General features: G+C 72.3%; 15 protein-coding genes. 6 read left to right on the top strand and 9 right to left on the bottom strand.

Annotation, left to right across the window (positions count from 1 at the left end):
* Positions 1–198: 198 nt before the first annotated feature.
* From AB0A69_RS12655 to AB0A69_RS12645, 3 genes are all read right to left on the bottom strand, one after another.
* Entirely contained in the window at positions 199–1,389 is a 1,191-nt protein-coding gene (locus AB0A69_RS12655) for a HAMP domain-containing sensor histidine kinase (protein WP_361419253.1), read from the bottom strand.
* On the bottom strand, positions 1,386–2,123 hold the full coding sequence (locus AB0A69_RS12650; RefSeq protein WP_355366417.1) for a response regulator transcription factor: 738 nt from the start codon (positions 2,121–2,123) through the stop codon (positions 1,386–1,388). The genes AB0A69_RS12655 and AB0A69_RS12650 overlap by 4 nt, the downstream gene beginning before the upstream one ends.
* Before the next feature lie 97 nt (positions 2,124–2,220).
* On the bottom strand, positions 2,221–2,895 hold the full coding sequence (locus AB0A69_RS12645) for a spermidine synthase (RefSeq protein WP_361419250.1): 675 nt from the start codon (positions 2,893–2,895) through the stop codon (positions 2,221–2,223).
* A gap of 193 nt (positions 2,896–3,088) precedes the next feature.
* On the opposite strand from AB0A69_RS12645, the gene AB0A69_RS12640 reads away from it, so the two are divergent.
* Complete coding sequence (locus tag AB0A69_RS12640) at positions 3,089–3,886, top strand: rhomboid-like protein (protein ID WP_361419247.1); 798 nt, start codon at positions 3,089–3,091, stop codon at positions 3,884–3,886.
* Positions 3,887–3,949: 63 nt separating this feature from the next.
* Here the strand turns inward: AB0A69_RS12640 and AB0A69_RS12635 are convergent, their stop codons facing one another.
* Positions 3,950–4,435, bottom strand: a complete 486-nt coding sequence (locus tag AB0A69_RS12635) for a YfbM family protein (RefSeq protein ID WP_361419244.1) — start codon at positions 4,433–4,435, stop codon at positions 3,950–3,952.
* The gene (locus AB0A69_RS12630) at positions 4,432–4,881 is read right to left on the bottom strand and encodes a DUF4259 domain-containing protein (protein ID WP_361419241.1); all 450 of its coding nucleotides are present in this window, start codon (positions 4,879–4,881) and stop codon (positions 4,432–4,434) included. The genes AB0A69_RS12635 and AB0A69_RS12630 overlap by 4 nt, the downstream gene beginning before the upstream one ends.
* A 173-nt stretch (positions 4,882–5,054) precedes the next feature.
* Here AB0A69_RS12630 and lon point away from each other — a divergent pair, with 173 nt between their 5' ends.
* Positions 5,055–7,475 (top strand): endopeptidase La, encoded by a 2,421-nt coding sequence (gene lon / locus AB0A69_RS12625; protein WP_361419238.1) that lies wholly within the window; start codon positions 5,055–5,057, stop codon positions 7,473–7,475.
* An 83-nt stretch (positions 7,476–7,558) separates the two neighbouring features.
* Here the strand turns inward: lon and AB0A69_RS12620 are convergent, their stop codons facing one another.
* Positions 7,559–8,344, bottom strand: coding sequence for a GntR family transcriptional regulator (locus tag AB0A69_RS12620; protein WP_361419235.1), 786 nt, complete (start codon positions 8,342–8,344; stop codon positions 7,559–7,561).
* Entirely contained in the window at positions 8,341–8,883 is a 543-nt protein-coding gene (locus tag AB0A69_RS12615; RefSeq protein ID WP_361419232.1) for a UTRA domain-containing protein, read from the bottom strand. Before AB0A69_RS12615 ends, AB0A69_RS12620 begins: the two co-directional genes overlap by 4 nt.
* Before the next feature lie 164 nt (positions 8,884–9,047).
* On the opposite strand from AB0A69_RS12615, the gene AB0A69_RS12610 reads away from it, so the two are divergent.
* Both AB0A69_RS12610 and AB0A69_RS12605 read left to right on the top strand, forming a co-directional pair.
* Positions 9,048–9,446, top strand: a complete 399-nt coding sequence (locus AB0A69_RS12610) for an ATP-binding protein (RefSeq protein ID WP_361419229.1) — start codon at positions 9,048–9,050, stop codon at positions 9,444–9,446.
* A 199-nt stretch (positions 9,447–9,645) separates the two neighbouring features.
* Positions 9,646–10,116: a MarR family transcriptional regulator gene (locus tag AB0A69_RS12605; protein ID WP_361419226.1), complete on the top strand. Its 471-nt coding sequence runs from the start codon at positions 9,646–9,648 to the stop codon at positions 10,114–10,116.
* Positions 10,117–10,135: 19 nt separating this feature from the next.
* Here AB0A69_RS12605 and AB0A69_RS12600 read toward each other — a convergent pair whose 3' ends face one another.
* A complete protein-coding gene (locus AB0A69_RS12600; protein ID WP_361419223.1) occupies positions 10,136–10,276 on the bottom strand; it encodes a hypothetical protein in 141 nt (46 codons plus the stop codon).
* Between AB0A69_RS12600 and AB0A69_RS12595 the strand changes: the two genes are divergently transcribed.
* Both AB0A69_RS12595 and AB0A69_RS12590 read left to right on the top strand, forming a co-directional pair.
* Positions 10,260–10,763, top strand: coding sequence for a phenylalanine--tRNA ligase beta subunit-related protein (locus tag AB0A69_RS12595; protein WP_361419220.1), 504 nt, complete (start codon positions 10,260–10,262; stop codon positions 10,761–10,763). The two genes, AB0A69_RS12600 and AB0A69_RS12595, sit on opposite strands and share 17 nt — an antisense overlap.
* 65 nt (positions 10,764–10,828) lie before the next feature.
* Complete coding sequence (locus AB0A69_RS12590) at positions 10,829–11,752, top strand: hypothetical protein (protein ID WP_361419217.1); 924 nt, start codon at positions 10,829–10,831, stop codon at positions 11,750–11,752.
* Positions 11,753–11,807: 55 nt separating this feature from the next.
* Here the strand turns inward: AB0A69_RS12590 and AB0A69_RS12585 are convergent, their stop codons facing one another.
* Positions 11,808–12,596, bottom strand: a complete 789-nt coding sequence (locus AB0A69_RS12585) for a hypothetical protein (RefSeq protein ID WP_361419214.1) — start codon at positions 12,594–12,596, stop codon at positions 11,808–11,810.
* Positions 12,597–12,965 lie beyond the last annotated feature (369 nt).

The following is a 12,965-nucleotide window of genomic DNA, read 5'->3' as shown; positions in this document are numbered from 1 at the left end:
GAGGTGCAGGCCGGGCGTGCCAACGTCGCGTACATCACATTGATCGTCGTGTTTCAGGGCGCGAAATGGCGGGAAACAAGCGTGGTTCCGCCGCATGCGGGTAGGCGCCATCGCGGCTGCGCCCCGCAGTGGTGCGCATCCTCGGACAGGTCCCGCACACGTCCACGCAGAACCCGTGCTTCCGGTTCGAACCCTACGTCAATTCCGTGGCTGCGGGATCCCCGGAAGAGTGACCTGAATCCGGCATCCACGTGCGGATTCGGCCACTCCGATGCGGCCGCCGTGCAGATCCACGGCCCAGCGGGCGATCGCCAGCCCCAGGCCCGTACCGCCGTCGCCGCCCGGACCGTGCGGGGAGGCGACGCTGCCGCGGTTGAACCGCTCGAAGACCTTGTGCCGCTCCGACTCCGGAATGCCCGGCCCCTCGTCCACGACCTCCAGGTCGAGCGACTCCGGCTGCGGCCCGCGCCGGGCCCGTACCGTCACCCGCCCGTGCGGCGGGGAGTGCTTCACGGCGTTGTCGATCAGGTTCGCGACGACCTGGTGCAGCCGCTCGGCGTCCGCGTGCGCCGTCAGCTCCGGCGGCGAGACGTCCAGGTGCAGGTGCACGTCCTTGCGGGTGTGGTTGCCGGAGCCCGAGCTCAGGGCGCGCTGCGAAGCGGCCAGGTTGGCCTCCTTCAGTACGCCCGAGAGGTACGGCCACACCTCGAAGCGCCGCGACCGGAGTGGTACGACACCGTTGTCGAGCCGTGACAGATCCAGCAGCGTCTCGACCAGCCGGCCCAGCCGCTCCGTCTGCTTCAGCGCCGTCCGCATCGTCTCCGGATCGGCCGCCGACACCCCGTCCACGACGTTCTCCAGCACCGCGCGCAGCGCCGCGATGGGCGTGCGCAGCTCGTGCGAGACGTTGGCGACCAGCTCCTTGCGGTGCCGGTCCACCGCCTCCAGGTCGTCCGCCATGCGGTTGATCGTGGAGGCCAGGTCGCCCAGCTCGTCGCGGCGGTCGGCGCCGCGCACCCGGCGGGTGTAGTCGCCGTGGGAGATCGACTTCGCGACCGTGTTCATCTCGTCCAGCGGCGCGGTGAGGCCGTGCGCCACGAACTGGGTGATCAGCAGCGTGGCTATCACCGAGAAGACGGTGATGAAACGCAGCTCGGTCTCGGTGCGCAGGGCCACCATCAGCAGCCCGGTCGTGATGAAGACCGAGACGACGACGAGCGTGCCCAGCTTGGTCTTGATCGAGATCGTGACCGGCCGGAGCCGCAGCCGCGAGCGGAGCCGGTGCCCGAGCGGCGGCCGGAACCCGGTCCGCGAGCCGGGCGGCGCGCCGACCCGCGCGCTGGTCCGGGCACCGGTCCGGACGCCCGGCCTCGCTGGCCGCCGGCTCATGGCGCCGGGGTCTCCAGCGCGTACCCGACGCCGTGGACCGTACGGATGCGCTCCGCGCCGATCTTGCGGCGCAGCGCCTTGATGTGGCTGTCCACGGTCCGGGTGCCGGAGGCGTCCGCCCAGTCCCACACCTCGGCGAGCAGCTGCTCGCGCGAGAGCACCGCGCGCGGTGTGTTGGCCAGGCAGACCAGCAGGTCGAACTCGGTCGGGGTCAGGTGCACGTCGTCACCCTTCACCCGGACCCGGCGCTGCGCGTGGTCGATCTCCAGCTCGCCGAGGCGGAGGATGCCGCTGCGCGGCGTCACCGCGGCCAGCGCCGCCCGCTCGACCCGGCGCAGCAGTACGTGCACCCGGGCCGCCAGCTCCCGCATCGAGAACGGCTTGGTCATGTAGTCGTCCGCCCCGACCCCGAGCCCGACCAGCATGTCGGTCTCGTCGTCGCGGGCGGTGAGCATCAGTACCGGTACCGGCCGCTGGGCCTGCACCCGGCGGCACACCTCCAGGCCGTCGAAGCCCGGAAGCATGACGTCGAGGACCATCAGGTCGGGCTGCCAGGCCTCGGCGGCGTCCACGGCCGCCGGGCCGTCCGTCGCCGTCTGCACCAGGAAGCCCTCGGCCCGCAGCCGGGCGGAGATGGCCTCGACGATGGTGGTGTCGTCCTCGACGACCAGCACGCGGCGCTGGGCACCCGGCGTGACCGCCGTACCGGTGTTGCTGGTGTGTGTCTGCTCCATCGCCCCGCCCCTGTTCGCATACGTCTCGCATACGTCGCGAACCGCGTGTAGATCCGTGTGTCAGGCCAGCAGCCTAAAGGCACCGACCGGCTCCCGGCTACGCAGGGCGAACGGCGAGGTGGACCACGTCCGGTACGCCCCGGGCAACCGGGATTTCTTCGGTTCTTACCCCGCTGAATCCGGCATTCCGCAATGACTCTTCGAAATCGGCGGACGGCTGCGCGGACCAGACGGCCAGGACTCCGCCGGGGTTGAGGCGGGCCGCGCAGGCCGCCAGACCGGCCGGTGAGTACAGACCGTCGTTGTCCTCGGTGACGGTCCAGTCCGGCCCGTTGTCGATGTCCAGGCAGAGTGCGTCGTACGTGTCCGGCGAGGTGCGGACGTGCTCGACCAGGTCGGTGTGGATCAGGACCGTACGGGGGTCGGCGAGCGCCGCGCCCGAGATCGCCGCGAGCGGGCCCTCGCGGTGCCAGTCGATGATCGCCTGTTCCCGCTCGACGACCGCGATGCGGCCCCAGACGGGGTTCGCGGCGGCGTGGGCGAGGGAGAAGCCGACGCCGAGGCCGCCGATGAGGACGGAGGCACCCGGACGCTCCCCGTGCGCCTGCAGCGCGGCGAGCGCCGCGTCGACGAGCAGCCGCTCCGAGCGGCCGTCGGAGGTGTCCATCAGGAAGGTGCCGTTGGCGATGATCTCGAAGTGGTCGTCGTCGCGTCGGCGCAGCACCACTTCGCCGTACGGGCCTTCGCGTCGGTCGAGCGTCGTTACAGCCATGGGGCCAGGTTAGTGAGTCGGGAGGGGCGGCGGAGGAAGTCCCGCCCCAGGACCGGGACTTGGGGCGGGTGGTGGCGCCGGTGTGACCCACGTCATGGACGGCCGGTTGATGATCGCCTCGGCTGATGGGGCAAGGTGTGGTTCGGGGGAGTGTCCAGGGGGTTGGTCGAGGAGAGGCGAAAGGCGGCCCGCGGTGCACCGGCTCAAGGCGGCGCGCGAGACGGACGACGGCGGCGTGGCCGCGCGGCTCGCGGACGACGGGTTCGCGCGGGGCGAGTTGCTCCGCGGCATTCCGCGCCAGCGCACAGCCGCCACCCGCGATGCGCCCGCTCCCCGTGAGCAGCGGCGGTGGTGGCGCGGCGCCGGCCGGCTGCTGCCCACGCCCACCGGTACGCCCTTCACCTTCTGCTACGCCCTCGTCCTCGTCGCCACCTCCCTCTTCGCCGAGTACGGCGACCCCGCCACCGTCTCGGCGCTGCTGCACGGCTCCAGCACGGACGTCGCCCACCTCTCCCGGACGCCGCTGCTCGTGCTGGCCGCGAGCGCGCTGTGGGTCGCGGGCGGGCTCTTCTCGCCGTACGCCATCGGCTTCGTCTTCGTGCTCACCGCGCTGGAGCGCCGCATCGGGGCCTGGCGGGCCGCCGCCGTGTTCCTGGTGGGGCACGTGGTGGCGACGCTGGCCACCGAGATCCCGGTGGCGCTGTCGGTCCTGGCGGGCCATCTGCCGCACACGTCCCTGCACCGCCTCGACTACGGCATCAGCTTCGGCCTGATGGCGAGCGTCGGCGCGCTGGCCGGACTGCTGACCCCGGTGGCGCGCGCCGTCGTGCTGGCGTGGGTGTCCGTGATGCTGCTCCACGACCTGCTGGCGCTCGAAGACCCCCTCACCAACTGGGGCCACCCTCTGGCGCTGATGGTCGGCGTCGGCGGATGGCCCCTGGTACGGCGGGCGGCCCGGCGCGGGCCGACGCGGCCGGGGCCCCGATTCTGACGAAACTCCTGGTGGGGTCCCCGCGCGGCGCCCGCGCCCCGGGCCGTACCCGTGTCACGGCCCTTACGAGATCCAGACCAGGACCGCGTCGCCCGCCTCCGCCGCCTCGCGGAAGAAGGGCCGCAGCGCCTCGTAGTGGAGGACCACGTTGTCCAGGGGTTCGCCGCGCTCCCAGATCATGGCCGGGTAGACCTGCTCCCGCGCCAGGTCCGCCGGACCGACACCGGCCGTCAGGCGGCCGCCCTCCGTCGCCGCCAGGACCTCGGCGGCCGTCCGGACCTGGTCCGGAGTCAGATAGCGGGGCGGTCCGTACCCCCAGTCCTCGTCCCACGGCACCGCCTGCTCGCCGTGCACGACGTCGACGGGGAAGCCGGCACGCCGCGTGAGGAAGCGGACGGCGTCCCACGCCTTGTCGGTGCTGTGGCACCGCGCGTCGCCCGGTTCCGCGTCGAGCAGTTCGTCGACGAACTCCCTCGCCCAGGCGGGGTCGCCGAGGATGCGCTCCAGCTCGGCGGGGGACAGTCGGACGTATGTTCCCAGCATGCTCATGGGTGGATGCTAGGAGTGCCCACTGACAATGCGAGCTGCTCGCCGGGCGGTGGCGGGAGGAGCGTGTTCCGCATGCGCTCGATGCGCCTGCGCCAGGGCGCGCCGTCCCGCCCTGCCCAGAGCTCCAGCAGCTCGGACGGCTCCGTCACGACCCGGTCCAGGGCTTCGAGGGCGAGGCCGCGCAGCGGTGTGAGGTCGGGGAGGGGTTCCTCCGGGCCGTAGACCGGGTGGGCGGGTTCTCCGCCGGGGCACTGCGCGGCGACCAGGGCGGCCGCGGCGACGGCCGTGTCGGCCACGTCCGCGTCCAGTTGACCGGTGGTGTCGGCGGCGCGGAGGAGGGCGCCGCGGATCAGGCCCTCGCGCTCGTCCTCCGCCGCCTCGTCGAGGTCGTCGGCGAAGTCCGCGGCGGTGTCGCTGTCGAAGGGTCCGGTGCCCCAGGTGCCCATGCGGCTCTCCCCAGTGTGGTGGTGTCCGCGCAGGGTGGCAGGCGCCTCTGACAACCGCGGGCTGCGGCAGCGTCGCGCAGGTGATCGCTGACAGCGAACGCGGACCGGGGAACACCCGGCGGCTGGCAAGCATTGAGTGGGTACAGCTCAACTTGACTGCCGAAGGGGAGATCATGGCTTCGTCGTCCACACCGCTCACCTTGCCCGTGCTGCCGCTCGATGACGAGGTCGTCCTGCCGGGAATGGTGGTGCCCCTGGACCTCACCGACAGTGAGGTGCGCGCCGCCGTCGAGGCCGCTCAGGCCGCGGCCCGGACCGAGGGGGACGCGAAGGGCAAGCCGAAGGTGCTGCTGGTGCCGCGTATCGACGGCACGTACGCCGGTGTCGGCGTTATGGGCACGGTCGAGCAGGTGGGCCGGCTCTCCGACGGTGACCCCGGCGCGCTCATCCGCGGCCGGCACCGGATCAAGATCGGCGCCGGGACGACCGGACCGGGCGCCGCCCTGTGGGTCGAGGGCGCGCAGGTCGAGGAGAAGGTCCCGGATCCGCTGCCCGGCGCGGTCACCGAGCTCGTCAAGGAGTACAAGGCCCTCGCCACCAGCTGGCTGAAGAAGCGCGGCGCCTGGCAGGTCGTGGACCGCGTCCAGCAGATCGACGGGGTGTCCGCCCTCGCGGACAACTCCGGCTACTCGCCCTTCCTGACCACCGCTCAGAAGGTGGAGCTGCTGGAGACCGAGGACCCGGTCGCCCGGCTGAGGCTCGCCACCGAGCAGCTGCGCGAGCACCTCGCCGAGCAGGACGTCGCCGAGTCCATCGCGAAGGACGTCCAGGAGGGCGTCGACAAGCAGCAGCGCGAGTTCCTGCTGCGCCGTCAGCTCGAAGCCGTACGCAAGGAGCTGCGCGAGCTCAACGGCGACTCCGGGGACGGCGACGAGGCCGACGACTACCGGACCCGGGTCGAGGCCGCCGACCTCCCCGAGAAGGTGCGCGAGGCGGCGCTGAAGGAGGTCGCCAAGCTGGAGCGGTCCTCGGACCAGTCGCCCGAGGGCTCCTGGATCCGCACCTGGCTGGACACGGTCCTCGAGATGCCGTGGAACGAACGCACCGAGGACCGGTACGACATCAAGGGCGCCAAGGAGACGCTGGACGCCGAGCACGCTGGCCTGGAGGACGTGAAGGAGCGGATCACCGAGTACCTCGCGGTGCGCAAGCGGCGCACCGACCGCGGCATGGGCGTCGTAGGCGGGCGGCGCGGGGGCGCGGTGCTGGCGCTGGTGGGGCCGCCGGGCGTCGGAAAGACCTCGCTGGGCGAGTCCGTCGCGCACGCGATGGGCCGGAAGTTCGTGCGCGTCGCCCTCGGCGGCGTACGCGACGAGGCGGAGATCCGCGGCCACCGGCGTACGTACGTGGGCGCGCTGCCGGGCCGGATCGTACGGGCCGTCAAGGAGGCCGGGTCCATGAACCCGGTGGTGCTGCTCGACGAGATCGACAAGGTGGGCTCCGACTTCCGCGGCGACCCGGCGGCGGCGCTGCTGGAGGTGCTGGACCCGGCCCAGAACCACACGTTCCGCGACCACTACCTGGAGGTCGAGCTCGACCTGAGCGACGTCGTCTTCCTGGCCACGGCCAACGTCCTGGAGGCCATCCCGGAGGCGCTGGCCGACCGTATGGAGATCGTCCGCCTCGACGGCTACACCGAGGACGAGAAGATCGTCATCGCCCGCGACCACCTGCTCCCGCGCCAGCTGGAGCGGGCGGGCATCGAGGCGGGAGAGGTCGCCATCGACGAACCGGCGCTGCGGAGGCTGGCCGGCGAGTACACGCGTGAGGCGGGCGTACGGAACCTGGAGCGGTCGATCGCGCGGCTGCTGCGGAAGGTCGCCGCGCAGCACGAGCTCGGCGAGCGGGAGCTGCCCTTCACGATCGGCGAGGGTGATCTGCGCGGGCTCATCGGGCGGCCGCACCACGTGCCCGAGTCGGCCCAGGACCCGGCCGAGCGCCGCACGGCCGTGCCGGGCGTGGCGACGGGTCTCGCGGTCACCGGCGCGGGCGGCGACGTGCTGTTCGTCGAGGCGTCCCTGGCCGACCCGGAGACGGGCGCGGCCGGCCTGACCCTGACCGGCCAGCTCGGCGACGTCATGAAGGAGTCCGCGCAGATCGCGCTGAGCTTCCTGCGCTCGCACGGCGCCGAGCTCGAACTGCCGGTCACGGGCCTGAAGGACCGGGGCGTGCACATCCACTTCCCGGCGGGCGCGGTGCCGAAGGACGGCCCGAGCGCGGGCATCACCATGACGACGGCGCTCGCCTCCCTGCTGAGCGGCCGCCTGGTCCGCACGGACGTCGCCATGACGGGTGAGGTCTCGCTGACCGGGCGCGTCCTGCCCATCGGCGGCGTCAAGCAGAAGCTGCTGGCCGCCCACCGGGCCGGGATCACGACCGTGATCATCCCCAAGCGGAACGAGGCCGACCTGGACGACGTCCCGGCCGAGATCCTCGACAAGCTGGAGGTCCACCCGGTGACGGACGTCCGCCAGGTGCTGGAGCTCGCCCTCTCCCCGGCGACCTCGGAGGTCCCGGTGGAGGCGGCGGCCTGACCCCACCCGGCACCGAGGGCCCGCTCGCCGTACCCCGGCGAGCGGGCCCTTGGCATGCCGAAGTCCGGGAGCGTTCGCCACGCTCACCCGTCGGTGAACTCGTACTGCACCTCGTACAGATGGCCCGCCTTGACCATCACGGTGGCCTCGATGGGCCGGTCATGGTCGCTGTAGACGACGCGCAGTGTGCGCAGTACCGGTAGGTCGCCCGGCAGTTGGAGCGCCCGGTACTGCGCCTGGGTGGGGACGCGGGCGGAGACACGGTCCACGCTCAGCCGGGGCGGGAAGCCCAACTCGGCCAAGAGGGTGGGCGTGCCGCCCTTGATCCGGCGCCGCTCCGTGAGGGGTGTGCCGCGAGCGATGTCCAGCGGGTAGTACGACGTGACCAGTTCGGCGGGCTGGTCGTCCAGGGTCAGCAACTGGGTGCGCAGGGCGGCCTTGCCGTCGGCCGACAGGCCCAGTGCGTCGGCGACGTCGGCGGGTGGGATCGCCTCCCCGACGTCGAGGAGCTCGCTGTTCGCGCGGGCGCCGAGCTTGGCGGCTTCTGTCAGCCAGCGGTAGGGCTCACCGCTCTCGGCCGGCGCCATGTACGAAGCGGGGCGTATGGTCCGCTGACGGTGCTCGCGCACGGTCACCGCCGCACCGGCGCGACCAATGACGAGCTGCTCGTTCTTGAGCAGCTGCAACGCCTTCTGCACGGTGGCGTTCGAAGCGCCGAATCGGTCCTTCAGCTGTGCGGTGGAGGGGAGCCTGGCGCCCGGTGCCAGATCGCCACTCATGATTTCGTCGCGCAGATCGGCGGCGATCCGCTCGTGCAGGGAACGGCCGTCGAACTCGCCCCCGTCGGCGTCGGTCATCGGCACGGTCATCCGATCCTGATCTCGTAGCGCAGTCGCTGCATGCGGGCGGGCATGGTCATCATGTCAACCTGTACGGGGCGTTCGTCGCGATCCCAGGTGAGTCGAGTGAGGTGGAGCACCGGCTCGTCCGTGCCCAGTCGGAGCGCTGCGCGCTCTTCGTCGTCCGGCATGCGGGCGACGACGTCCTCTTGGACCCGAGCGCCCTGATGGCCGAGCTCGGCGAGGAGGGTCACGGCACCGCCCCGGATCTTCGCGGTGCCTGCCAGAGGCGTACCCCGCGCGATGTCCACGGGGTAGTACGTGTCGGTCAACTCGCAGGGCTGGTCATCGAGGTACATCATTCGCCTGCGCACCACAACGGGTCGCCCCTCGCCGATCCCCAGGAGCTCCGCGACGGTGAGGGGCGCCGCGACCTCCCCGGCGCTGAGAATGCGCTGGCTGCCGCGGCGACCACGGGCCTCCGCCTCGGCCTTCCACGGGTCACCGCCGTCGGCGGTGCGCGGCGTCACGTACGGCATTGAGGTGCTGACCCACTCGCTGCTGTTCATGCCGCATCCTCCCGTGCCGCTGTCCCCACGCCCGGACCTTGCCGCCTACACGGTAAGCGACCTCGGCGCGGCGATATCGGCAGGCCGGCAACCTTGCTGCATTTCGCGAATAGCGATACGGTCTCGGTGCTCGCACAGCCAATGGAATGAGGCGGTGGTTCACCGTGTCCCTGTCCCGGCGACAGCGCTTTCCCCGGTCGCGTAGATCTGTTCCGGCCGCTCGAAGGTTCACCGGCGCCACCCTGGCGGAGTGGGGCCGTACGGAGCGGGAGTACGACATACGGCTCTGCGTGTCAGAGCTCGTCACCAACGCCCTGTTGCACGGCGTGCCCCCGGGGCGCGAGATGTGCGTATCGCTTACTGCCGACGATGAGGTCCTTCGGGTGGAGGTGCGCGACAGTGGCGACGGGGATCCGCAGGTCCGTCACCTCTCCGCCGAGGAGTGCACCGGTCGCGGGCTGTGGGTCGTGCGCGAGCTCGCCGACGACTTCGGCGTGAGCGAGCATGTGGTGGGCAAGACGGTTTGGGCGGTTTTCAAGGTGAGCCCGCCGCTGGGGCAGTGAACGTGTCGGGGCCCGCGCTGCTTCGTGGAGGCGGGCCTCACCGTGAGGCCACCCGCATGTGCAGGGCAGGCTCAGCCGTCGGTCCCAGTACCGGGGAGCGCCGTTGGTCTACGCCTGCGAAATACTGTGCACGCTGCGGCGACGCCCTGCCGCCGGGAGAAACCTTCAGACTCAGTAGGCAAGCGCGAGGGGTGCTGACGTGCACGGAAGCGGTACGGGAAGCGAAACGGGAGCGGACCAGGAATTCCTGGCCCTCGAACGGGAACTGTCCGTCTTCCTGCGCCGTGCCCGCGCCCAGTCCGGTGAGATGGCCCGCGAGGTCCACCCGGAGCTGGAGCCCGCCGCGTACGGGCTGCTCGTACGCCTCGACGCCACCGGCAGCCAGCGCGCCACCGACCTCGCCGCGTACTTCGGCGTCGGCAAGGCGACCATGAGCCGCCAGCTGCGCGCCCTGGAGGACCTGGGCCTGGTCACCCGCGAGCCCGACCCCGACGACGGCCGCGCCTCGCTCGTACGCCTCACCGACGAGGGGCGCGCCCGCTTCCGCCACGTACGCGACGCCCGCCGCGCCCGCTACCGCCGCAAGCTCGCCGGCTGGGACCGCGCCGAGGTCGCCGAGCTCGCCCGGCTGCTGCACCAGCTGAACGCGGGCGGCGAGGAGGCGCCGTAGCCCTGCGGGGCGGCGGCCGTCAGGTCAGCTCGCGCAGGGCCGCGCCGATGAGCGCGACGCCCTCGCCGACCGCGGTGGGCGTCCCGGCGGCGTAACCGAGGACCAGCCCCGGCGGGCCGGGCGACTGGCGGTGCCAGGACCGGATGGGGCTCAGGCCCACGCAGTACCGCTGTGCCTCCGAGTCGTTGCTGCGGCGGCTGCGCAAGGACGGTTCCCTGCCCCGGATCCACCCCCTCATCGACCTGTGCAACGCCGTGTCCGTCGCGTACGCCATCCCCGTCGGCGTCTTCGACGTCTCCGCGCTCGCGCTGCCGCTGGAGGTGCGGTACGCGCACGGCGACGAGACGTACGTGACGTTCGGCGGCGAGAAGGAGAACCCGGCGCCCGGCGAAGTGGTCTTCGCGGACCGGGAGGGACAGGCGCACGCCCGGCGCTGGACCAACCGGCAGAGCGGCGCGTCCGCCGTGCGGGAGGAGACGAGCCGCGTCCTCATCGTCGCCGAGGCGATGCACGAGACGGGCACCGAGGACGTACGGCGCCTCGCCGAGACGCTCGCCGGCGAACTGGCGGCGCTGTGGGACGCGACCCCGAGGACGGGCCTCCCGACCCGGACGGACCCGCGCTTCCAACTCCCCCACTCCCGCTGAGTTTTTGCGAAGTCCTCACCGGCCGCCGGTGGTCGGAAGCACTCCCTCCCGTCCATCATCGACTGATGATCAAGAAAGCGCTGAGCGCGGCCCTCGCGGGCGCCGCGCTCCTCACCCCCACCGCTCACGCCACCACTCACCCCACCACCCACGCCGTCGGCTGGCAGCGCGTGGGCCACGACATCACCACCGGCATCAGCGGCATCGCCGTCGACTCCACCCGCCGCGACGGCACGGCGGAACTGCTCGCGGTGCGCGACAACAAGGAGCCCGGCGAGAACCGGCTCGTCGCCCTGAGCTACCGCCCGGGCGCCCAGCCCCGGCAGCGTCCCGTGGCCTGGAGCGGCGAGCCCGCCGTGGACCTGGAGGCCATCGACGGCGTCCCGGGCCGGCCGCACGAGTACGTCGCGCTCGCCAGCGACGGCACGGCGTACCGCATTCGCTGGGAGGGCGCCACCGCTCGGGTGCTGGCGGCGTTCCCCGTGCCCGGCGTCTCCCCGGACGACAACTACGAGGGCTTCGCCCTCACCGCCGCCCGGAACGGCACGATCATCGCCGTCTGGGCCGACCGGGGGCAGGACGAGCGTCCCGCCACCCTCTTCGCGGCGGAGTGGAACCCGGCCGGGAACGCCTTCGGCACGCCGGCCTCCGTCGTGTTCCGCGTCCCGTACCCGGCGCACGACGTACGGCACATATCCGACGTCGAGGTGTCCGCCACCGGCCGTGTCACCGTCTCGTCCGCGTCCGACCCGGGCGACGACGGCCCGTTCGACTCCGCCCTCTTCGACGCGGGCCGCGTGACCGCGTCGCCGGGCGGCGACGACCGGGTCCACCTGGCCGTCCACCGCTCCCCGCGCCGGCTCGCCACCTTCCCGGGCCACAAGATCGAGGCCCTCGCGTGCCTGCCGCACTCCCGCAAGGGGGTCGTCGCCACGGACGACGAGAACGAGGGCGGGTACGTCGCCGCCGCGGAGTTCTGCCGCCCGTGATCCGTACGCGTGAGTGAGGTGCCGCCGCCCTTGCCGTCCCAGGGGCGGCCATGCCTCACGGCTCCACGGATCCGAGCTCCACGAACACCGCCGTCGCGTCGTCGTGCCGCTTCCCCCGCCGCGGCGGATGCGTACGCTCCAGCTCCCGTACGCGGGTGATCAGGCCGCGCGGGCCCTCCTTGCGGAGCACCGCGAAGCAGGCCTCCCAGTCGCCCGCGCCGAACACCTCCGTCCAGCGGGTGGCCCCGTCCGTCAGGGCCGCGAGCGCCCGCACCCCGCTCAGGGGCGTACGGCCCGTCACCGCCCGGGCCGCCACGGAAGGGTCGGCGGCCGCGGTGAAGAAGCCGCCCTCCCGGTTGCGCACGGTCGCGTCGGCGATCGCGTTCGAGGCGAGCGAACCGGGCGGCAGCCGGTCCAGCCGGTCGTCCACCACGGCCCGCACCGACCCGTCCCAGCCCTCCAGCAACAGTACGGAGTCGGAGAGCACCAGATAGTCGACGGCCTCCGCGTCCCAACGCGCCACGACCACCGTCGCCTGAGGCGTACGGACGTGAGAAAGGTCACACCTGTCGCGGTGGGCGTCCGCGGTGCGCCGGATTGCCTCCGACAGGACGGCGGTCAGTGTCATGTCCGGCCGCGAAGCGGACAGTTCGGTCAGCGCGCCGCCGAGTCGGGCCGTGAACCACGGGACCGGATGCACACAACCGACCGCGCTCTCCGGTGGCGTCACCCCGTCCAGCGCGACCGCCACGCCACCCCGCCCCGACGCCGGTACGACCACGGAAGCCCAGTCCTCGTTGGGGCGTTCCCGGTCGCCCGGGACGCAGGAGATCTCGGTGTGCATGGCGCCCAGTCTGCCGGACCGCACACGACTCCTTCACAGGGCCCACAAGGAGCGCGAAGTGGCCTGTACCCGTGGGCCCGCGCCGCTGCGAGCGGATGCGGTACGCGTGGAATGCCCGACTCCGGGAAGGTGCGGGCGCGCATCCTGCCAAAGCCCGCGCCGAAGATCCAGCCCGGTGCGCGCACGGCCGGACGCCGGGCCTCCGGGCGAGTTGTTCGCCAACTCCGGAGTGTTGTTCACTCGTTCGGGTGGCGGAGTGGCCGATGCGTGCTGCCTACCCAAAAGCGCTGGAATGGTCGGAAGCCGTACCAGGGGTACGTGAGGTACCAGGGGTGGGCCATCGACGCGGGTGAGCGGCCGTCACCTCTG

The sequence above is a fragment of the Streptomyces sp. NPDC045431 genome (assembly GCF_040646655.1).
Lineage (GTDB): Bacteria > Actinomycetota > Actinomycetes > Streptomycetales > Streptomycetaceae > Streptomyces.
Note: the sequence above shows the minus strand (reverse complement) of the source record. Positions and strands in the feature narration are given on the sequence as shown.

Excerpts from the sequence above, each read along its gene's own strand:
- AB0A69_RS12635 (WP_361419244.1), bottom strand. The coding sequence starts at position 4,435 with ATGAGCATGCTGGGAACATACGTCCGACTGTCCCCCGCCGAGCTGGAG.
- lon (WP_361419238.1), top strand. The coding sequence starts at position 5,055 with ATGGCTTCGTCGTCCACACCGCTCACCTTGCCCGTGCTGCCGCTCGAT.
- AB0A69_RS12645 (WP_361419250.1), bottom strand. The coding sequence starts at position 2,895 with ATGGCTGTAACGACGCTCGACCGACGCGAAGGCCCGTACGGCGAAGTG.
- AB0A69_RS12590 (WP_361419217.1), top strand. The coding sequence starts at position 10,829 with ATGATCAAGAAAGCGCTGAGCGCGGCCCTCGCGGGCGCCGCGCTCCTC.
- AB0A69_RS12630 (WP_361419241.1), bottom strand. The coding sequence starts at position 4,881 with ATGGGCACCTGGGGCACCGGACCCTTCGACAGCGACACCGCCGCGGAC.
- AB0A69_RS12620 (WP_361419235.1), bottom strand. The coding sequence starts at position 8,344 with ATGACCGTGCCGATGACCGACGCCGACGGGGGCGAGTTCGACGGCCGT.
- AB0A69_RS12655 (WP_361419253.1), bottom strand. The coding sequence starts at position 1,389 with ATGAGCCGGCGGCCAGCGAGGCCGGGCGTCCGGACCGGTGCCCGGACC.
- AB0A69_RS12585 (WP_361419214.1), bottom strand. The coding sequence starts at position 12,596 with ATGCACACCGAGATCTCCTGCGTCCCGGGCGACCGGGAACGCCCCAAC.
- AB0A69_RS12650 (WP_355366417.1), bottom strand. The coding sequence starts at position 2,123 with ATGGAGCAGACACACACCAGCAACACCGGTACGGCGGTCACGCCGGGT.
- AB0A69_RS12615 (WP_361419232.1), bottom strand. The coding sequence starts at position 8,883 with ATGAACAGCAGCGAGTGGGTCAGCACCTCAATGCCGTACGTGACGCCG.
- AB0A69_RS12595 (WP_361419220.1), top strand. The coding sequence starts at position 10,260 with ATGGGGCTCAGGCCCACGCAGTACCGCTGTGCCTCCGAGTCGTTGCTG.